This is a genomic window from Burkholderia ubonensis subsp. mesacidophila, from assembly GCF_002097715.1.
In the GTDB taxonomy this organism is placed as follows: domain Bacteria; phylum Pseudomonadota; class Gammaproteobacteria; order Burkholderiales; family Burkholderiaceae; genus Burkholderia; species Burkholderia mesacidophila.
Genome location: NZ_CP020738.1, coordinates 2,524,515 through 2,543,204, shown reverse-complemented (window position 1 = coordinate 2,543,204; position 18,690 = coordinate 2,524,515). Strand labels below are relative to the sequence as shown.

17 protein-coding genes are annotated in these 18,690 nt (G+C 63.5%); 11 read left to right on the top strand and 6 right to left on the bottom strand.

All coding sequences use genetic code 11. The features are described 5' to 3' along the window. Positions 1–49 precede the first annotated feature (49 nt). The gene (locus tag B7P44_RS28900) at positions 50–949 is read right to left on the bottom strand and encodes a LysR family transcriptional regulator (RefSeq protein WP_084909287.1); all 900 of its coding nucleotides are present in this window, start codon (positions 947–949) and stop codon (positions 50–52) included. A gap of 257 nt (positions 950–1,206) precedes the next feature. Between B7P44_RS28900 and B7P44_RS28895 the strand changes: the two genes are divergently transcribed. After that, on the top strand, positions 1,207–1,395 hold the full coding sequence (locus B7P44_RS28895; RefSeq protein WP_084910084.1) for a hypothetical protein: 189 nt from the start codon (positions 1,207–1,209) through the stop codon (positions 1,393–1,395). 25 nt (positions 1,396–1,420) lie between these two features. Here the strand turns inward: B7P44_RS28895 and B7P44_RS28890 are convergent, their stop codons facing one another. Beyond that, a complete protein-coding gene (locus tag B7P44_RS28890; RefSeq protein ID WP_084909286.1) occupies positions 1,421–1,753 on the bottom strand; it encodes a cupin domain-containing protein in 333 nt (110 codons plus the stop codon). A gap of 299 nt (positions 1,754–2,052) precedes the next feature. Here B7P44_RS28890 and B7P44_RS28885 point away from each other — a divergent pair, with 299 nt between their 5' ends. The 3 genes from B7P44_RS28885 to B7P44_RS28875 all read left to right on the top strand — a co-directional run bounded on the left by B7P44_RS28885 (position 2,053) and on the right by B7P44_RS28875 (position 5,572). Beyond that, positions 2,053–2,991: a S1C family serine protease gene (locus tag B7P44_RS28885; protein WP_084909285.1), complete on the top strand. Its 939-nt coding sequence runs from the start codon at positions 2,053–2,055 to the stop codon at positions 2,989–2,991. 43 nt (positions 2,992–3,034) lie between these two features. Beyond that, positions 3,035–3,679 carry a LuxR C-terminal-related transcriptional regulator gene (locus tag B7P44_RS28880; RefSeq protein WP_084910083.1) on the top strand — a complete coding sequence of 215 codons (645 nt, stop codon included), beginning with the start codon at positions 3,035–3,037 and terminating at the stop codon, positions 3,677–3,679. 264 nt (positions 3,680–3,943) lie between these two features. After that, positions 3,944–5,572, top strand: a complete 1,629-nt coding sequence (locus tag B7P44_RS28875; protein WP_084909284.1) for a tetratricopeptide repeat protein — start codon at positions 3,944–3,946, stop codon at positions 5,570–5,572. 576 nt (positions 5,573–6,148) lie between these two features. Here B7P44_RS28875 and mauJ read toward each other — a convergent pair. Both mauJ and B7P44_RS36805 read right to left on the bottom strand, forming a co-directional pair. Next, positions 6,149–7,150: a methylamine utilization protein MauJ gene (mauJ, locus tag B7P44_RS28870; RefSeq protein WP_133117939.1), complete on the bottom strand. Its 1,002-nt coding sequence runs from the start codon at positions 7,148–7,150 to the stop codon at positions 6,149–6,151. A gap of 46 nt (positions 7,151–7,196) precedes the next feature. Further along, positions 7,197–7,511 (bottom strand): hypothetical protein, encoded by a 315-nt coding sequence (locus B7P44_RS36805; protein ID WP_133117938.1) that lies wholly within the window; start codon positions 7,509–7,511, stop codon positions 7,197–7,199. Positions 7,512–7,663: 152 nt separating this feature from the next. On the opposite strand from B7P44_RS36805, the gene B7P44_RS36800 reads away from it, so the two are divergent. The 3 genes from B7P44_RS36800 (at position 7,664) to B7P44_RS28860 (ending at position 10,580) form a co-directional block, all read left to right on the top strand. Continuing rightward, the gene (locus B7P44_RS36800; protein ID WP_133117937.1) at positions 7,664–8,338 is read left to right on the top strand and encodes a hypothetical protein; all 675 of its coding nucleotides are present in this window, start codon (positions 7,664–7,666) and stop codon (positions 8,336–8,338) included. 569 nt (positions 8,339–8,907) lie between these two features. Beyond that, positions 8,908–9,543, top strand: a complete 636-nt coding sequence (locus B7P44_RS28865) for a lecithin retinol acyltransferase family protein (protein ID WP_157721113.1) — start codon at positions 8,908–8,910, stop codon at positions 9,541–9,543. A 164-nt stretch (positions 9,544–9,707) separates the two neighbouring features. Continuing rightward, positions 9,708–10,580 (top strand): hypothetical protein, encoded by an 873-nt coding sequence (locus B7P44_RS28860; protein ID WP_084909281.1) that lies wholly within the window; start codon positions 9,708–9,710, stop codon positions 10,578–10,580. 343 nt (positions 10,581–10,923) lie between these two features. Here B7P44_RS28860 and B7P44_RS28855 read toward each other — a convergent pair whose 3' ends face one another. Further along, the gene (locus B7P44_RS28855; protein ID WP_084909280.1) at positions 10,924–11,838 is read right to left on the bottom strand and encodes a glutaminase; all 915 of its coding nucleotides are present in this window, start codon (positions 11,836–11,838) and stop codon (positions 10,924–10,926) included. A gap of 222 nt (positions 11,839–12,060) precedes the next feature. Here B7P44_RS28855 and B7P44_RS28850 point away from each other — a divergent pair, with 222 nt between their 5' ends. Both B7P44_RS28850 and B7P44_RS28845 read left to right on the top strand, forming a co-directional pair. Then, positions 12,061–12,771, top strand: coding sequence for a response regulator (locus B7P44_RS28850; protein ID WP_084909279.1), 711 nt, complete (start codon positions 12,061–12,063; stop codon positions 12,769–12,771). A 60-nt stretch (positions 12,772–12,831) separates the two neighbouring features. Next, entirely contained in the window at positions 12,832–13,962 is a 1,131-nt protein-coding gene (locus B7P44_RS28845) for an ATP-binding protein (RefSeq protein ID WP_084909278.1), read from the top strand. Between the two features lie 40 nt (positions 13,963–14,002). Here B7P44_RS28845 and B7P44_RS28840 read toward each other — a convergent pair whose 3' ends face one another. Then, positions 14,003–16,384: a patatin-like phospholipase family protein gene (locus B7P44_RS28840; RefSeq protein ID WP_084909277.1), complete on the bottom strand. Its 2,382-nt coding sequence runs from the start codon at positions 16,382–16,384 to the stop codon at positions 14,003–14,005. A 256-nt stretch (positions 16,385–16,640) separates the two neighbouring features. Between B7P44_RS28840 and mreB the strand changes: the two genes are divergently transcribed. Continuing rightward, on the top strand, positions 16,641–17,675 hold the full coding sequence (mreB, locus tag B7P44_RS28835; protein ID WP_084910082.1) for a rod shape-determining protein: 1,035 nt from the start codon (positions 16,641–16,643) through the stop codon (positions 17,673–17,675). 218 nt (positions 17,676–17,893) lie between these two features. Further along, the gene (locus tag B7P44_RS28830) at positions 17,894–18,553 is read left to right on the top strand and encodes a YdcF family protein (protein ID WP_084909276.1); all 660 of its coding nucleotides are present in this window, start codon (positions 17,894–17,896) and stop codon (positions 18,551–18,553) included. Positions 18,554–18,690: the final 137 nt, after the last annotated feature.

Sequence of the window (18,690 nt, the reverse complement as noted above, 5' to 3'; positions counted from 1 at the left end):
GTGAATAAACTGCAAGCCACCCATGAGCGCTTTTCATCGCGCCGGCGACCTATTGCGCTCCCTTCTTCGCCCGCGTTCTGGTCGCTTTTCCCGCCTTGACGCGTTGTGCGGCGGCGAGCCTGACAAATTCATCGATCACCGCGTTGCCGGCCGTGTTCCACGACAGCCGCACGGAACGATGCAGTCTCGGTGACAACGCCAGCACCCGGCCGCCGAACGGCGTGTAAGTGAGCGTGATGCGCGGGACGATCGACACGCCCATGCCTGCCTCCGCCATCGAAAGAATGGTGCGCATCTCGACCACGTTGAACGCGGCCCGAAGTTGCGCGCCAGCACGCGCGAAGTAATCCGCGATCACCGGCCCGCAACCTGCCTTCGAGAAAATAAAGGGCAACGCGGACAACTGTTTGGCCGACACGCTCTTGCGGCCGTCGAACGTGCCGGCTGCCGCTACCGCGACGAAATCCTCGTCGAGCAGCGGCAGATTGTTCGCGAACGTCTTCGTGCCCGCCACCACGCCGACGTCGGCGGTGCCGTCCTCGATCCACCCTTCGACTTCTATGTCCGTGCCTTCGAGCAGCACCGCCGACACGCCCGGATGCATTTCCTTCAACGCCTCGAGCGCGGGCGCGACGAACGCAAGCGATACGCTCGGCAGCGAGGCGACCACCAGCCGCCCTTCGAGCTTGCCGCGCGACAGGCTGAACTGCTGGCGCAGCGTCTGCGCTTCCCGCACCACGTTCCGGACGTAAGGCCACAGACGTTCGCCGGCAGCGGTCAATACGACCGGCTGCCGGTCACGCATGAGCAGCTTGACCTGCGTGATGTCCTCCAGCTCGGTCAACGCATGGCTGATCGCGGATTGACTGCGACTGAGCCGGTCGGCGGCAGCCGTAAGCGAACCGAGTTCGACCACGGCGGCGAGTGCCTGCAATTGGGCTAGCGTCATCCAGGCTCCTTGTGCCGATGCATGTGCATCGTGCATGAAATTTTGACGGATCGTGAATTATATTCAACGGATGCGCGCGGGCGGGAAGTTACGCCAGGCTTGACTGCCGGGTTGCGTACGGAATCGTGGATTGAGGCACGGACCCAACGAGGTGGGAACGCCTCCGGCGGGGGCCATACGGAAATGGCTCGGCGAACCGCTCGCAATCCTTCCGGCCTGCTAGACTGGAAGTTCCCCTGCAAACCATGGAGGGAGACATGACGACCGTCTATGTCGTAAAGACCGGTGAGCAATTCCTCTGCACCGCCGAGGACGGCGACGTCGGCATGGCACCGGCGATTGAAGACGCCATGTCCTTTCTCTCGTATGAGGAAGCAAAAAAAGCGGCGACCATGCACGCCGATCCCGGATACGAGATCGTAGCCGTCAACATCGCCGGACGCTGACGCGGAGTCCGTTTGGGCGCTCGATTCAGCGTTCGTAATAGATCGCAAGCCAGACGGTTTGCTCTTCCGCATGCGTCCACGCGACGCGATGCCGGCAATGCGGCTCGATCAGCACGTAGTCGCCGGGACGCATGTCGTGCAGCGTCGAATCGTCTTCGAACTCGAGCACGGCCGCGCCCGACAGCAGCACAACCCATTCGGCGCGCGAGTCGTCATACCAGAATCCCTCGGGACTCGCGTGTCCCATCGACACGATCCGCTCCACGTTCAGGCGTTGCCCCGCGACGAGTACGTCGATCCGCTCGTCGTCGCCGCGCTTCGCTTCGAAACTGAACAGGTTACCGGTTTGAAGTGGCATCGCTTGACCTCGCGTCAACCTTCGTGTGAAGGCGGTTGGCTCAAAGGCGTCGGGAAAATACCCACTGTAGTCCGGACGCCGCCATTGCAGTGGAATGTTTCCAGGGCCCGAAGCGGGGCGGCGGGCCGGATGCCGTCCATGAACAAGCGGCTCGACGCGCAGGCTACCCATCAGGGTGGTGCGTGAGCGTCGCGCGCCTGTCATCGTGAATCCACTCGTCCGCGCTTGCCCGCCTGTCATCTTCAGGCAGGTCGGCCGCGCGAGCATCGATTCAGGTAGCACATGGCAGGAGTCGTCACATGGAAACCCCAACCCCCAGCGGAAATCCCTTGCAGGATCTTTCCGACAACCTGGCGGCCATCGCCGAGCGCGTCGGCCAGAGTGTCGTCGCGGTGCACGGGCGGCGCCGCTTTCCGTCTAGTGGAGTAATCTGGCAGCCGGGCGTGGTGGTCACGGCGGCGCATACGCTCAGGTACGAAGAAGGCATTGAAGTCAGCCTGGCCGATGGTCGCACCGTGGCGGCCGCCCTGGCGGGACGGGACCTCGGCACCGACCTGGCCGTACTGAGGATCGGTGACGTGGCGCCGAACCCGGTCGAGACCGGTGACGCGCGCTCGCTCAAGGCAGGCCATCTGGTGCTCGCGGTGGCGCGCGTGGACCGGCTCGGCGCCAGCGCGGATTTCGGCGTCGTCGGCACGGCCGGCGGGCCATGGCGTACCTGGCGAGGCGGCCAGTTCGACGCCTTCGTACGACTGGACGGCGGACTGCGCCCCGGTTTCTCCGGCGCAGCCCTCGCGGATATGCAGGGACGGGTGATGGGGTTGTGCACTTCGGCACTTGCACCCGGCGCGGGCATGCTGATTCCGACGATGACCGTGGCGCGCGTGTGCGACGAGCTGTCGAGAAAAGGGCGTGTCTCACGCGGCTACCTGGGCGTCGGCACGCAGACGGTGAACCTGCCGCAGGCGTGGGCGACGAAACTGAATCTGGCTTCGGAGCGCGGGCTGCTGGTGGTGTCGCTGGCTGCGGGCGGGCCCGCGGAGCAGGGCGGGGTGCTGATCGGGGACGTGCTGATCGAACTCGACGGCCAGCCGTGCCGCGACATGGACGACATGCATGCCGCGCTTGGCGGCGACCGCATCGGACAGTCGTTGAAGATCGGGCTGATCCGGGGCGGCGAGCGCAGCGCGTGCTCGGTCACGGTGGGCGAACGCCCGCAACGGAATTCATGCTGCTGAGAATCGTGCAAGGGCCCGCATGCCGAATGCCGGGATGATACCGATGAGCCCCGTCAGGGTCGCCGTCGTCGCTGCGTCGCCGCAAGCGCGCGCAAGCCTGCAGGCGCTTGTCGATGCCACGCCGACGCTGGATTTCGCAGGAAGCGCGGCCGACGTTGCCGCGCTCGCAGACCGCCTTGCCGGCGAATTGCCGGATGTGGTCCTGGTCGAACTGGAGCCGCAGGCCGGCGACTTGCCGGCGCTGGGCGCGGACCGCCATCCCGCGATGCCGGCGCTCGTCCTGCTCACGGACGAGGCCGACAGCGACTGGATCCATGACGCGCTGGCGGGCGGCGCCACGGCGCTGCTGCCGCGCGGCGCGACGCCCGGCGAGATCAGCGCCGCGATCGAAGCCGTGGCCGCGGGCCTTTGCGTGCTATCCCCGGAGATCCTCGCCCGGCTGATGGCGGAGCGCAAGGCGCCGCGCCAGATGGCATCCGCGGCGCTGGTCGAAATGCTCACCCCGCGCGAGATCGAAGTGCTGACGATGCTCGCCGAAGGGCTCGGCAACAAGGAGATCGCGCGCCAGCTCGACATATCGGACAACACGGTGAAGTTCCACCTGTCGTCCATTTTCGGCAAGCTCGGCGCAAGCAGCCGCACCGAGGCCGTCATGCAGGGGATGCGGCACGGCCTCATCATGGTTTAGCCGGTCATGAACGGCGACCTGCGCGCTTGATCCGCGCGCGAGAATGCGAACCCTCTCAGGGTTTCCGAGCGTGTTGGTTGGCACCTGCCTTGACTAGAAACAAAAGAGTCTCGTCACTCGCTTCCTTCCATCCGGGCCACGCGCGGCGACCCGAGGCCTTTCCCACGGCAATGGCATCGTGACGGACAGCACCGCCGGGCCGCCCGGCACCCCTTTCGACGATCGTGCGTGAAGTACGCCCTTCGCTCTGCGGAGGAGGTCACCATGAATCACAAGCAGGTAATCAGCGCATGCGCGCTCGCGATCCTCGCAGCCGCTCCCGTGCTCGCTCAACACGAAGAACATGTCGCTGCGGCGTCGGGGGGCGGGAAGTTCGGCACGGTGAAGTTCCCGACTTCATGCAGCGCCGCGGCACAAGTCCAGTTCGAAAAGGCACTGGCGATGCTGCATTCGTTCTTTTACCCTGCGACGCTCAAGGCGTTCGAGGCCGTGATCAATACCGATCCGCACTGTGCGATTGCGTATTGGGGCCTTGCGATGGCGCAGCCTCCCAATCCGCTGGTGCCGCCTTTCGACGAGACGATGCTCAAGCGCGGTTCGGATGCGGTGGAGAAAGGCCTCGCGCTGGGTCCCGGGACCGAACGGGAGCGCGACTGGCTGTTGGCGGCCGAGGCGTTTTACAAGGATTACGACAAGGTCCCCCAAAGTCAGCGCACGCTGGCATACGAGCACGCCATGGCGCGCTTGACGCAGAAATATCCCGACGATTCGGAAGCCGCGATTTTCTACGCGCTTGCACTCAACGAGGCCGCGCTGCCCAGTGACAAGACGTACGCCAATCAACTCAAGGCGGCGGCAATCCTGGAGAAGATCTACCGTGAGCAGTCCGACCATCCCGGTATCGCGCACTACCTGATCCACAGCTACGACTATCCACCGCTCGCGCAGCGTGGATTGCCGTTCGCCGACAAATACGCGAAGATCGCGCCGGCGGCGCCGCACGCAGTGCATATGCCCTCGCACATCTACTCGATGCTCGGCATGTGGGCCGCGTCGGTCAAATCGAACGAAGCGGCGCTGAAGGTGATGCGCGAAGAAACCGCGAGGAGCTGGCCGGGTGCCACCCACCCGTCGGCGCCTCATTCATGGGACTTCATGGAGTACGCGTACCTGCAGCTGGGCCAGGAGGCGCTAGCAAGACAGGTCCGCGACGACGCCAACGCCGCCACGAAATTCCCGTTCGACCGACTGGGAACCTATACCGGGCTGGAAGCCATCCCGGCACGCTATGCGCTCGAGCGCGGCGCCTGGCAAGAAGCTGCCGCGCTGGAGCCGCGCGGCAGCCGCTGGCCGCAGGCCGAGGCGATCACGTACTTTGCCCGCGCGCTGGGCTGCGCTCGCAGCGGCAAGGCGGACATCGCGCAGACGAATATCGACATGCTCACGCAGTTGCGCGCGAAACTCGAACAGTCAAGCCAGCCTTACTGGGCCGAGCAGGTCCAGGTGCAGATTCTGGCCGCGTCGGCGTGGCTGGCTCATGCCCGGGGCAAGGACGACGACGCGCTCAAGCAGATGCGCGCTGCGGCCGACCTCGAGGATGGGAGCGAGAAGAATGTTGCGATGGAGAACCGGCTTTACCCGATGCGCGAACAGTTGGGCGAGATGTTGCTCGATCTGAAGCGGCCTGCCGATGCGCTGAAGGAATATGAAGCATCCATGCAGGCGACTCCCAACCGCTTGCGCGGCCTGTATGGCGCGGCGACGGCGGCAGATCTGGCGCAGGAAAAACAGAAGGCGAGGCTCTACTACGGAAAGCTCGTTGCGCTCACGCAAGACGCGGACACGGTTCGGCCGGAGGTTCGCCAGGCCAGGCTGTATCTTGGCCAGCATTGAGGTGGCCGGCATTGACCGATGCGCGTTGAGCGGCGTCGCTTCGAGCGTCGGATCCGGGGCGACTGCTGCAGAAGGGCGAATTCTCCGTTGCGCAGGCCAGCGCGCGCCGCGATTGACCCGCCGCCGTGGCGCCGGATCAGTCGCGCTCGACCTCGGCACGTCAAAAACTCGACCGCCCCGAATAAGTCGTCAGCCATTCCAGCGCCAACGTGCTGGAACTCCGGCAATATAAACCGACTATGTCATCCCGGCGCCACCCAAGCGGGCGAGCGCTGTGCTGCCTTCGATGACCGGGTTCGGCCGTGAAGCGACAATCGCCCAACGTCGTCACGCTGACACTCAAGTGGCGGCTTCATTCATAAAGTGGTCGCTCGATCGCCGAGAATTAGCGTCGCGTCTTCGGTCCCTTCTACTGATGAGCCGGCACGAAACGAGCGGGTGTTTTGGGAAAACGAGTCAATAGCGAATTGCGCGCCCGATCAATGACCTTCCAATTCTAAGCGCTGTCAGAAGTCGATATAATTCATGACTTGATACGGTCCCGGACGTCGGTAGCCCAATTTCTGCGAGGTTTGCCTAGCCTACCGCCAATGAATTTTGCGATAGGAAATGCTCAAACGTTCCGATAGCTTTTCGGCAACAGTTTTCCACGATCGGAAGAATACTAACGTACTTGTCTATCTGTCGAAGGTCGCTAACATTTAAGGTCGTGCCATCCTTCAAGACAAAGTGGGCCACGGCGTCTCTGTATCGCTTGGTCAGATATTCGCTCATGAAGAGTTGCATCGATTTCCCGACGTACTCCATCTGCTTCGAATCGTAGAAGTCGTGCTCGGTTGGTTCCGGAACCAAGTGTACAAGGGACTCGGAAGAAATCCCAGCCGCCTTAGCCGCCTTCTTCAGCTTTGGCTGGAGTGCGGTCATAAGACCGTCGAGTATCTTGTAGTAACAAAAAAACTTATAGATCATACTGGTCGAGTTCTTCCCCTCTCGGTACATGGCGTAGTAAGGGACCAATAGCCCTAGCACGGGAGTTGCGCCAGTTCCCAGCACTTTCGAGATCTCAGAGTGAAATACTTCGACATCTTGTATGTGGTGAAGCTCATCAACGATTGAAATCTGGTCGATGTGGTATGGAACATCCGCGAGATAACAAAAGTAATCGAGTAACGGCCGGACGACGTTGTGAAAAACTAAACGTGCCTCGCCTGACGAGTACGCGTCACATCGGAAACTGACCGCTGCAAGCTCCCGCCGGGAATTCAGTTCAATCGTGCACTTGACGTCATTGGTTGTTGAGATCTCATAGGCCTCCCCGGTACTGGCAATGAAGAAAGAGCCACCTGTCTCCGCATCGAAGTTGACTTCAATTCCCTTAGGGTGTGTCATAGCTTTTGCTAGGCGCGCTCTCACATGGAACGAACGGGCGGAAGTGTCGTTCACTCTGGCACGTGACATTGTCTCAGTCTCATCTTTATAGACTGGCACGATAGTGAGTCGAGAGGGAAATCCTGCGCGACCGAATTGGTCGAGAGTAGTTGATGTTTGACCGGTGTCAGTGATCTTCTTGATGGGCATATTCGAGTCGGCTATCCGCGAATGAGTTACAGGATCTCAGCAATTGCTATGCTTTCGCGCCATATTGTGCCTTGTCGGCGACGCCCATGCTCGACGCACCACCTTCGGCAATCCGCCAGAGTGCAGACGAAGGCCCCGACCCGCGCCCACGTCGATAAAGTGCGATGATCCGCCAGTAGCCTTCCTGCGACGGAAGTCCGCTTGACTTCGTAAAGAGCCGTTGGTGCTTCGACATGCCGAAAGACCGTTCCGGGTCGATCTCGGTCGACCGCATCGGACAGTAGCCGGCCACAACCGGACAGTCGACAGCAGGTGCAAGATCCTCGACAATCCGCCGGATGCGCGGCAGATCACTTTGCACGCGTGTGCCGGTGCGATAGATTTAGCAATGGCGCCGATATTCCAAAGACAAAATCCAGATGCCGGAAGACCAATCGATAGCGGTGCATAGGGACCAATGTTGACCATTCGAAATCGCTGCGTGAGGCGTCAGCGATCCTTTAGTGAATTTAAATGAAAATTCTCAAACTGTCGTTTTTCGTACTTCTACTGACCACACGTGTTGCTCAAGGTTGCGCTGCACAGGTTGATAAAGAAGTCGCCAAAAATTCAACAATTGCGCTGACACCAGAGGAATCCGCTGCCGTCGACGCAGCAGTGCAAATTATCAAGCGTGCTCCCGGCGCGTTGCGTCCGCCTGCGATCCGGCGTGATTTGGAACGAGAAGATCTAATCAAACAACTGGTGGCGTGCATTGGTGGTGGAGATCCAATGCGAGTCGAGCATTCAATGGCGGAAAATCTGCTCGCTGATGTCCAAAAGCGTAACCCTCAGATTGCTCCCGAAGTGTGGAATGCTACTCGTCAAACGATGAATGAAGACATTTTCGCACTGTACTCGACCAATATGCCTTCTTCTCTCTATTTCGCAACGATTAATAGAATCGATGCGGCTCATCTATCAAACGATGATATTAAACATCTGATCTCCATTTATCAGCGGGAACCTCTTTTGTCTAAGTTTGAAAATTCGCCCACCCCCGATGCCGCACATGGTGTAGATGCGTTGGTAATGGGTAACGCACGAATTGTGGCCAAGATCGTCAACGATGCGCTTGCGATCAACAATACGGGAGTTCGAGTTTCGACGCCAATCTCATCATCGAATGCGTCGCCGGTACCACGTTGATTGTTGCATGGGAGGAGCCTCGTGCCGCACGATAGCAGTTATCCGACAAACCGATACGCGTCAACCCGATAGGGAATCGCTACGCTCCATTACGCCCTGGCTCCGGCATCGTCGATTATCTTCGAAGTCGTGAACTGAGCATTGTCCATGTCGCCGACATATGGCCTCGTATGGCATTTGGCAAGAGCGCGGGAGCACTGTAGTGGATCAAATTATACCGACGCCGAAACGCTATAACGAATGACCGCTAGCGGCAAATTCGACAGACCGTTCTGGGTCGGTTTCCGCCGATCACCACCGGCAGTTGCCGGCCAGCTTCAGCCGCTCGCGATCGCCGCAGCCTAGACATCCAAATGTCTAATCGGGCACGAAAAACCGCCATTCGATTCGAGAGCACCCCACGATTCGCGCAGTTGCGCGCCTTTCCATCCGATGCTTCTCGATACACGTGCAACGAATGGCGCTGGAGACGCATCAGAAGATCGCGCCCAAGAGCCACGAAAACTCTAAAGATTACAGCGCACGTGTCGATAAAAGGGATGCCGACAACTAAATTCAGCGATCGAGTCATGTCCATCTGGGATTCAATTGCGGACGCATTCAGTGGGATCAAAGACGCAGTGGAAAGCTTCCCCGCGATCATGAAAGACCCGTACGCCGTTTCGATTGGGCACGGAACGGTGCCGAAGCTCTCGATGAACAATGCGCTTACAAAGGGTGCAGTGGTCAAGGTTAGCCGCCGTCTCGGGTTATACGACCATTACGGTATCTACATTTCAGATTCGGCCGTCGTGCACTTCAACAACAGGAATGGGGCAGGCGAACTATCAGGCGACGCCAACCGAATTATCAAAACGACGCTCAAAGAGTTCATGGACGGCTCAACGGAACTGAAGGTAGTGACGTTCCCGGCATCGATTTATGAGTCTCGCAGGCACGAAACCTATCGGGTTTCGTCCTTCATTGCAAAGCCGCGACAACCGTGGAGCCGCCCGGTGCTCAGTCCAAATGCTAATCTATACAAGACATTTTCTGCCGATGAGATTGCAGACCGAGCGCTCGGCCAGTTGGGGAAGGGCGGCTATGACCTTGTGTTCAACAATTGCGAACACTTTGCTGTCTGGTGTGCAACCGGCGTTAGTGAGTCGATACAGGTCCAGCGCATTATGGAAGTGCTTTCGCAGGGGGGCGGCCCGTATCGTTAACGGTTGAACTCGGTGCGGGCGGGCAATCAGGTGACTGAGTCAAACAGTTTGTCGATATGGCGATTGTGGAGAGTCTTTCTCGCCACGAACATGTACTTACGACCAGAAGCCCGCATTCAAGGCCCGGCGACGATATTGGATGACGGAAAGGATTCGACAGGAATATGAATCAAGAGGCAAAGAGGTTCGGGGACGCAGTAGCGGCGTATTTGGATCCGCACGTCGGGGTACTAAAGGACTACAAGTGGAAGATGGGTAAGGGCGTTCCGAAAGAGGCTGCAAAGCTGGGTCTTATCGCGATCGACAAGGAAGGTGGTGTGGCCGCCACCAATGCACTGCGGTCTGACGTCGCGAGAAAGGCGAGAGAAGTTCACCTGCTGGCTGGAAACACGCGGCAGTTCAAGATGAACGAGCTTTGCAAATTTGTGATCTGTCAGTGGGGCGCGCTGGGAAGCAACGGGGACGATACCATTGAAGCATATGCGCGCGTGTACACGAATGCCGCCATCCCGGACCTCTCTGCCATATGCTCACTCCAGGAACTACGTGTTCAAGCGAACTGCAATTTTCCTTTCAAGGGCATCGCAAGTTGGTCGAAATGGCTGAACTTCGTTTGGCCTGAATGGGCGTTGATTTATGACGCCCGGATCGCCTTCGCGCTGAATGCGATCCACGTTATGAAGGGGGTTGATGCGCGGGCGTTTCCGGTTCCCCCTGGCCGCGATAAGCTGCTCAGCACCTTGGACTCACAAACACTGGCGGCGCTGAGCTACCTCAAGCGACAACGCAAGCACATCCCAGACGTCCCGAACGGTGAGTATGTCAATACGCTGGCCGACTGGCTGAAATCGGGCACTATCGCTGAAGGCGACGCCTATGAGTTTTACTTGATGGTGATGAGGCGCGTACAAGACGTGATTGGTCGCGTGAGTTTTCCCGCTTTCGTTGATGTTGAGATGTTGCTGTTCTATCTATCGAATCGCCAGCTCGTACACGACCTTCTTTTGCTGATGAGCGATTCTATTCGTAGGGCGTAGCCCGCGCGACTTCTGATAGTGTAGCTGTAAGACGAATCCCGCTTGGCCCGAGGCAGCCAGTAGTCACGGAGGCCGAGTTGCTCTAAACGGGCGGTCTTGATCGTTGAGCGGTCGCCGTCCCGCTGACGGTGGTGAACCGCCCGCAAATACCGATGACTTGCCAGCGTGCCTCGCGCTCGATTGACCGCTGCCCGTCATCAAGAGACGTCCGGCCTACCCGATGTCGAACGGCCGAGGTGGGCCGATTGCTGCCGATGGCCGAATTCCCCATTGAGCGCGCCGGCGCGCGCCGATAGGAATCTGCCGCCGTTGCGCCAGATGAGGCGCGCCTAACTTCGCCGCTTCAAAAAATCGACCTTCCCGAATAAGTCGTCAACCACTCCAGCGCCAACGTCCCCGCAAGCGAGTTCCCATTCGCGTCCAGCCCCGGCGCCCACACGCACACGGCCATCTCGCCGGGCAGCACCGCGACGATCCCGCCGCCGACGCCGCTCTTCGCGGGCAGGCCGACCCGGTACACGAAGTCGCCGGCCGCGTCGTAGGTGCCGCAGGTCAGCATCAGCGCCGAAAGCCGTTTCGCGGAGCTCGAATCGACGATCCGTTCGCCGGTGGCCGGCGCGACGCCGCCGTTCGCGAGGAACAGCGCGGCGCGCGCGAGCTCGACGCAGTTCATCTCGATCGCGCACTGGCGGCAGTACGCGTCGACGACCGTCTCGGGCGGCATCTGCATGTTGCCGAAGCTCGCCATGAAGTGCGCCATCGCGCGGTTGCGCTCGGCGTGCTGCAGCTCCGACAGCGCGACGCGCGAATCGTAGTCGATGTCGGTCGCGCCGATCAGCCGCCGCACGAATTCGACGAGCGCGGTCTCGGCCTTCACGAAGCGGCGGCACAGCACGTCGGTGACGACGAGCGCGCCCGCGTTGATGAACGGGTTGCGCGGCTTGCCGCGCTCGGTCTCGAGCTGGACGAGCGAGTTGAACGCGTTGCCCGACGGCTCGCGCCCGACCCGCTCCCACAGCGCGTCGCCGAGTAGCTGGAACGCGAGCGTGCACGCAAACAGCTTCGAGATGCTCTGGATCGAGAAGCGCTCATGCGCGTCACCGACCGCGTAAACGTTTCCGTCGAGCGTCACGACCGCCATGCCGAACTTGTCGGCGGGCACTTTCGCGAGTTCGGGGATGTAGTCGGCGACACGGCCCTGGCCGATCCAGGGGGCGAGTTCGGTATGGATGCGTTCGAGGATCGCTTGGTATTTCATGACGTCAGGCGAGGGCGGCGCGGCGCCCGGATTGCGGCGAGCCCGTATGGAACCGTCTCGGCGCGGATTCGTCAAGCGCCATGCGTCGCCGGGCGGCATTTGTGCCCTCATTTTTGAGATATGAAGATGCGCGACCGGCAGGCGCAGTATCATGCGGTACGTTTCGGCCGCCGAACCTTGTCCGTTTCGGCGCCGCTTCCCTGTTGAACCGATTGTTTGCCCATGTCTTTCCGGATCCTGCTCGTCGAAGACGACACTCGCCTATCCACGCTGATCGCCGGCTATCTGCGCAAGAACGACTATGAAGTCGACACCGTGCTGCACGGTGATGCCGCCGTGCCGGCGATCCTGTCCACCCGCCCGGATCTCGTCATCCTCGACGTGAACCTGCCGGGCAAGGACGGTTTCGAGATATGCCGCGAGGCGCGCAAGCAGTACGACGGCGTGATCATCATGGTGACCGCGCGCGACGAGCCGTTCGACGAGCTGCTCGGCCTCGAGATCGGCGCGGACGACTACGTGCACAAGCCGGTCGAGCCGCGCATCCTGCTCGCACGGATCAAGGCGCAACTGCGCCGCGCGCCGGCGCGCGTCGCCGACAGCTCGGCCCCGCAGCCGGAGCGCCATACGTTCGGCAAGTTCTCGATCGACCGCACCGACCGCACCGTCGTGCTGCCGGACGGCAGCTTGCCGGACCTGACGTCGGCCGAGTTCGACCTGCTGTGGGTGCTCGTCTGCCATGCGGGCGAGGTCGTCAGCCGCGACGACCTGATGCTGCAGCTGCGCGGCGTCGAATTCGACGGCCTCGACCGCACGATCGACGGGCGTATCTCGAAGCTGCGCCGCAAGCTGCGCGACGACGCGAGCAACCCGCAGCGGATCAAGACGATCCGCAGCAAGGGCTACCAGTTCAGCAAGCATGCGTGGGACTGACGCCGCGCGGGCCGGCGCAAGCCCGTTGTTAGCGTGAACAGGCCCTGGCCGAGACCCGAGATGATCAAACGAACCGCCGCGCATCCCGATGCGCCCCCCCTGTCGCCGCTGCGCTACGTCAAATGGCGCTGGATGCATTTCCGCCGCGCATGGACCGACACGCGCGCCGACCGCATCCCGAGCTGGTCGCGCCTGTACGTGCGCACCTACCTGCATCTGCTCGGCCTCGTGCTGCTGACGGCGCTCGTGCCGGCGCTCGCGCTCTGCTTCGTGCTGTCGCCGCGCCTCGTGTGGCATGCGTTCGACGCGCTGCCGGGCGACGTGTGGCTCGTGCTTGCGTTCGTGTTCGCCGCGCCCGCGCTGGCCGCGTACCGCTGGATGCGGCCGGTGTGGTCGGACCTCGTGATGGTGCGCGAGCGCGCGATCGACTTCACGGGCGGGCGCTTCAACACGCGCGCGCGCGAATCGCACAGCGTGATCATCGGCCCGCTCGCGCGCACGCTGAACGCGCTCGCGATGCGGATGGAGCGCCTGATCGCCGCGCAGCGCGACCTCACGAACGGCATCTCGCACGAGCTGCGCACGCCGCTCGCACGCGTGCGCTTCGCGCTCGAGATCCTGCGCGAGCCCGGCTCGGCGGCCGAGTACGAGAGCGCGCTCGACAGCATCGCGCTGGACGTCACCGAGCTCGACGACCTGATCGACATGAGCCTGACCTACGCGCGGCTCGAATACAGTTCGCTGCAGTCGAACCTCGAGCCGACGGCGCTGGCCGCATGGCTCGAGCATCAGGTCAACGACGCCGCGCTGCTGTATCCGGAGAAGACGATCGAGACGCGCATCGCGATCGCGACCGACGTGCGCGTGGAGATGGACCGGCGGCTGATGTCGTACGCGATGCGCAACCTGCTGCGCAACGCGAGCAAGTACGCGCGTTCGCGCATCGCGGTCGGCATCGCGATCGACCACGGCAACATCGGCGTCTACGTCGAGGACGACGGCCCCGGCGTGCCCGAATCCGAGCGCGAGCGGATCTTCGACGCGTTCGTGCGGCTCGACCGCCGCACCGGCGGCTACGGCCTCGGCCTCGCGATCACGCGGCAGGTGCTGCATGCGCACAACGGCCGGATCGCGGCGGTCGATCCGGCCGAACTCGGCGGCGCGCGCTTCGAAATCAGCTGGCCCGCATGACCGGCGCGGCAGCCGGCCTTGCGCGCGCCCGCGCGCCGCGTCAGTACGTGCGGCCGAGCTGCACGTAGATGTTGCGCCGGCCGCCCGGCGCGAGCGCGATACCCATGTACACCGGACCGAACGTGGTCGTCAGGCTGGTGAAGAACGTGTAGCTCTGCTTGAGCGCGCCGCCGCCGATCCCCGAGCCGCCCGACCACACGTTGCCGACCTCCGCGCTCGCACCGACGAAGAGCGCCTTGACGGGCGACGAAGTGAACGTCGCCAGCTGGTTCATGTAGGTCATCTGCCCGTAGACGAGCGAATCGCCGTTCAGCTGGTCGGCCGCGTAGGCCGACAGGTGCTGGAACCCGCCGAGCGTGAAGTTGAATGCGTTGATCAGGTTCGTGCCGCCGATGCTCTTGCCGCCCTCGACGCCCGCGCTGACGCTGTGCCGGCCGAACTGCTGCGCGACCATCAGCTTGCCGTACAGCTCGGTGTACGGCGCGTCGGTGATCCTGGAATCGATCGTATCCGACGACGCGCCGTTGCGCGACATCAGCGAGCGTTCGACGCGGAAATCGGCGAAGTAGCCCTTGCGCGGGAACATCGGATCGTCGAGCTGGTCGATCACGAGCCGCGCACGGGCCGACAGCGCGTCCGCGGAGTAGCTGGAGAACAGCAGCGTCGTCTGGCCGTTGTCGTCGAAGTTGAATGGCAGGTTGTAGGTCGGCGAGCCGTGGCTGTGCGTATAGGCGAGGCCGATCCGGAAATCGCCGAGCCGCCCTATCGGCACGCCGAAGTCGATGCCGGCGCGCGCCGTCTGGATCATGTACTGCGTGACCTTCACGTCGACGTTTTCGTCGTACAGATTCGCGTAGCGGCGCTGGTATTCGGCGTACGGCGCGATGTAGTCGCCGTACTTCACCGACAGCGGCTGGCGCAGCTCGACGTGCACCGCATCCAGGTCGCTGCCGACCGTCGCGTCCGTGCGGAACTCGAGGCCGGATTCGGTGAGCCACGGGCGCCGGTAGCCGACGTGCAGCCGGAACCCGCCCTGGTCGGTCGAACTGCTCGACATGCCGAGGCCGAACAGCAGGAAGTTCGGACCCCAATATTTCTCGCGCGCGTCGATCACGAGCCGGTTCTCGTCGCCGTGGCTGACGACCTGCTGCGTGACGCTCTCGAAATTGCCGCTCGTCGTGAGCGACAGCAGGTCCCGGCTGACCGCGTTCGGGTCGTAGGTGTCGCCGGGCTTCACGTGCAGCGCGTCCCGGACGACCCGTTTCGGCACGCCGCCGTTGGTCCGGATCTCGATGTCGGTGATCCGGACCGCCGGCGGCAGCGGCTGCGTGTGCGACGCCCGGTAGGCGGCGTACTGCTCCGGCGTGAGCGCGTAGCGCTTCAGGCGCGGCAGCGCCGCGGTCGCGGCGGCCGCGCCGGCGGCGATCGCCTCGTTCGCCTTCTGGAAGTCGGTGAACGTGAGCGAGCCGAGCTCGGGCGTGAGCAGCACATCCTGCGACGTGAGCTGCTTGCGTTGCGACGCCACGTTCTGGCGGATCAGGATGCCGACCATCTGCTGCATCACGTCGGCAGGCGACGCGAGCGCGTCGAGCGGCCGCAACTGCGAGCCGATGTCGACCGCGATCACGACGTCCGCGCCCATCTGCCGCGCGGTATCGACGGGCAGGTTGCTGACGAGGCCGCCGTCCACCAGCGCCCGGTCGTTGATCTCGGCGGGCGCGAACAGGCCCGGCATCGCCATGCTCGCGCGGATCGCGAGCGGCAGCGAGCCGCGGTCGAGCACCACCATCTGCCCGGTCTGCAGGTCGGTCGCGATCGCGCGATACGGGATCGGCAGCTGGTCGAACGGCTGGTTGATCGGCATGGCGGCGGTCCAGTCGGCGAGCAGCGCCTGCAGCCGGTTGCCCTGCACGAGCCCGGCCGGGGCTTTCACGCCCTTGCCGCTGAAGCCGAGCGTCACGCCGTTCGCGTACAGCCGCTCGTCCTCGCGGCGGCTCTGCGGCAGGTCCGCGCGCTCGGTCACGTCGAACGCGACGTCCGCGAGATTCGTTTCCGACAGGCGCTTCTGCATGTCGGCGGCGGGCATCCCGCTGGCGTACAGGCCGCCGACCACGGCGCCCATGCTGGTGCCGGCGATGCAATCGATCGGGATGCGGTTTTCCTCGAGCACCTTCAGCACGCCGAGATGGGCGTAGCCGCGCGCGCCGCCGCCGGACAGCACGAGGCCGACCGCCGGCCGGCCGGCCGGGCCGCCGTCGGGATGGCAGGCGTGCGAAGCATTCGGGGGCGGGGCGGCGTCGGGCGAAGCGGACGCGCCCGCGGCCGGCACGGGTTGCGCGATGGCGGCGCAGCACCACAGGGCGGCGAGCGTCGGGCAGAGGCTGCGCACCCCTCGCCAGCGGTAAGAATCAGGCGCTGTCATCGTGGTTAGCAGGCGTGATGGGCGTCGGAAGCCTGCGGGAAGCAGGCAAAACCGAGAGATTAACGTGTTTTGCGGGGCGGAAGCGAGACCCGGAGCGCGTTGTCGGGACGCAGTCGGCGTGGCGCAAACGATACCTTCGCGAAAAAATCACGTGAACTGTCTAAAGTGTCGGCATAATTTGCCGCTAAGGCGGGGATGGGCCGGCACGCGTCGTGCGTCGCCGGAAACGTTTTTGCCCGCTCGTAAAGGTTTGATCATGTCGACACCGCTGTTCGGAAAGCTGTTCGCGCACCCCGTCGCGATCGATCCGGGTACCGCGAGCACGCGGATCTACACGCATGACCGGGGCGTGGTGCTGAATCAGCCTTCGGTCATCTGTTTCCGCAAGCCGGACAGCGTGGTCACGCGGCCGACGCTCGAGGCGGTCGGCGAGCGCGCGAAAGCGCTGCTCGGCCGCGAGCCCGTCCATCTGGAGGCGGTGCGGCCGCTGCAGCACGGCGTGATCGCCGACGCGCACGCGGCCGAGCAGATGATCCGTCACTTCATCGACATGTCGCGCACGCGCTCGCGGTTCGGCCGGCGCGTCGAGGTCACGCTGTGCGTGCCGTCAGGCGCTACGGCCGTCGAGCGGCATGCGTTGTCCGAGGCGGCGCTCGCGGCCGGCGCCGCGCGCGTCACGCTGGTCGACGAGGCGCTCGCCGCCGCGTTCGGCGCGGGCCTGCCGGTGACCGACGCGATCGGCTCGCTGGTCGTCGATATCGGCGGCGGCACGACCGAGGTCGCGGTAGTCGCGCTGGGCGGCGTCGTCTATCGCGAGGCGATCCGCGTCGGCGGCGAACAGTTCGACGCGGCGATCGTCAACCACGTCCGCGCGCTGTACGGCGTGCAGCTCGGCGAGCAGACCGCCGAGCACGTGAAGAAGACGATCGGCACCGCGAGCGCCGGCGTGCCGCGCGAAACAATGCGGGTGGTCGGGCGCAGCGTCGTCGACGGCCTGCCGCGCACGATCGAGCTCAGCAACCACGACGTCGCCGACGCGCTTGTCGCGCCGCTGAACGCGGTGGTGGGCGCGGTCAAGCGCACCCTCGAGAACGCGCCGCCCGAACTCGTCACCGACATCGCGGACCGCGGCATCGTGCTGACGGGCGGCGGCTCGCTGCTCGCGAACCTCGGCAAGCGGCTGCACGACGAGACCGGGCTCGCGGCGCGGGTCGCCGACGATCCGCTGACCTGCGCGGTCCGCGGCGCGGCGGCGGCGATGGGCCGCGTGCCGATGCGCGCGGCGGCCTGACACGCGGCGCGTTCCGCTTCCTTTCTTCCTTTCCTTCCACGCGGCCCGGCTCCCGGTGCCCGCTGCCGGCGTCGGCCGGCGATCTCCGTCTCCCCGGTTCGTGGACAGGTTTCGGCGCGGCATGCTAGTGTCACGCGCCGTCGCGTCCGCGCGAGCGGCGCGTGACGCGCACCGGCGACGCCGGTTGCGGAATCGGGCGACCTGAGAGGCCAACCATATTGAAGCAGGCAGGAAACCGGGGAATCATCGGCCGGATCGGCCGCGCATGCGCGTTCGTCGCGTTCGTGTGGCTGCTGTGCGCCGTCGGGCTGGTCGTCGGTGGTTTGCGCATGCCCGACGGGGCGGCCGACGTCGCGGTGATTTTCGGCAATGCGCTCGATGCGCAAGGCGCCCCGAAGCCGCTGCTGGCCGCCCGCCTCGACGTGGGCGTGCGTTGCCACCAGGCCGGCCGGTGCCCGGTGATTTTCGTCAGCGGCGCGATCGACGGGCCCGGGCTCGACGAAGCCGCCGCGATGCGCGCTTACCTGATCGCGCGCGGCGTGCCGGCCGACCGGATCGTCGTCGACGACCAGGGCGACAACACGCTCGCGACGGCGCAGCATGCGATGGCCTACCTGCGCGCGCATCGGGCGTCGCGCGTGCTGCTCGTCAGCCAGTACTACCACCTCGCGCGGGCGCGGCTCGCGTTCCAGCGCATAGGGGCGGGCGACGTGCGGATCTACGCCGCGTATCCGCGCCAATTCCAGCTGCGCGACCTCTACTCGAGCTGGCGCGAGGCGCCGGCCTACGCCGTGTATGCGATCCGTTTGTGGCTGGATCCGGATGCCCGGCCAATCTCGTTCCGTCCGATGCTGTTCCTGCAAAGCCTGTTTTCGTAACGGATCAGGCCGTTGCAACAGCAGCTTTCATGCCATTCGATTCAGGCGAATCGAAAATCGAAATGATCCAGATCAAATTGAGCGGATGTAATCGATTTTGATGCGGTGCATTCGGATTTGAATTATGGATGTATTTA

Bases quoted from the DNA above. Each gene is read 5' to 3' on its own strand.
- mreB (WP_084910082.1), top strand. From the start codon at position 16,641: ATGTCGACACCGCTGTTCGGAAAGCTGTTCGCGCACCCCGTCGCGATC.
- B7P44_RS28865 (WP_157721113.1), top strand. From the start codon at position 8,908: ATGTCCATCTGGGATTCAATTGCGGACGCATTCAGTGGGATCAAAGAC.
- B7P44_RS28855 (WP_084909280.1), bottom strand. From the start codon at position 11,838: ATGAAATACCAAGCGATCCTCGAACGCATCCATACCGAACTCGCCCCC.
- B7P44_RS28890 (WP_084909286.1), bottom strand. From the start codon at position 1,753: ATGCCACTTCAAACCGGTAACCTGTTCAGTTTCGAAGCGAAGCGCGGC.
- B7P44_RS36800 (WP_133117937.1), top strand. From the start codon at position 7,664: ATGAAAATTCTCAAACTGTCGTTTTTCGTACTTCTACTGACCACACGT.
- B7P44_RS28840 (WP_084909277.1), bottom strand. From the start codon at position 16,384: ATGACAGCGCCTGATTCTTACCGCTGGCGAGGGGTGCGCAGCCTCTGC.
- mauJ (WP_133117939.1), bottom strand. From the start codon at position 7,150: ATGCCCATCAAGAAGATCACTGACACCGGTCAAACATCAACTACTCTC.
- B7P44_RS28885 (WP_084909285.1), top strand. From the start codon at position 2,053: ATGGAAACCCCAACCCCCAGCGGAAATCCCTTGCAGGATCTTTCCGAC.
- B7P44_RS28860 (WP_084909281.1), top strand. From the start codon at position 9,708: ATGAATCAAGAGGCAAAGAGGTTCGGGGACGCAGTAGCGGCGTATTTG.
- B7P44_RS28900 (WP_084909287.1), bottom strand. From the start codon at position 949: ATGACGCTAGCCCAATTGCAGGCACTCGCCGCCGTGGTCGAACTCGGT.
- B7P44_RS28850 (WP_084909279.1), top strand. From the start codon at position 12,061: ATGTCTTTCCGGATCCTGCTCGTCGAAGACGACACTCGCCTATCCACG.
- B7P44_RS28845 (WP_084909278.1), top strand. From the start codon at position 12,832: ATGATCAAACGAACCGCCGCGCATCCCGATGCGCCCCCCCTGTCGCCG.
- B7P44_RS28875 (WP_084909284.1), top strand. From the start codon at position 3,944: ATGAATCACAAGCAGGTAATCAGCGCATGCGCGCTCGCGATCCTCGCA.
- B7P44_RS28895 (WP_084910084.1), top strand. From the start codon at position 1,207: ATGACGACCGTCTATGTCGTAAAGACCGGTGAGCAATTCCTCTGCACC.
- B7P44_RS28880 (WP_084910083.1), top strand. From the start codon at position 3,035: ATGAGCCCCGTCAGGGTCGCCGTCGTCGCTGCGTCGCCGCAAGCGCGC.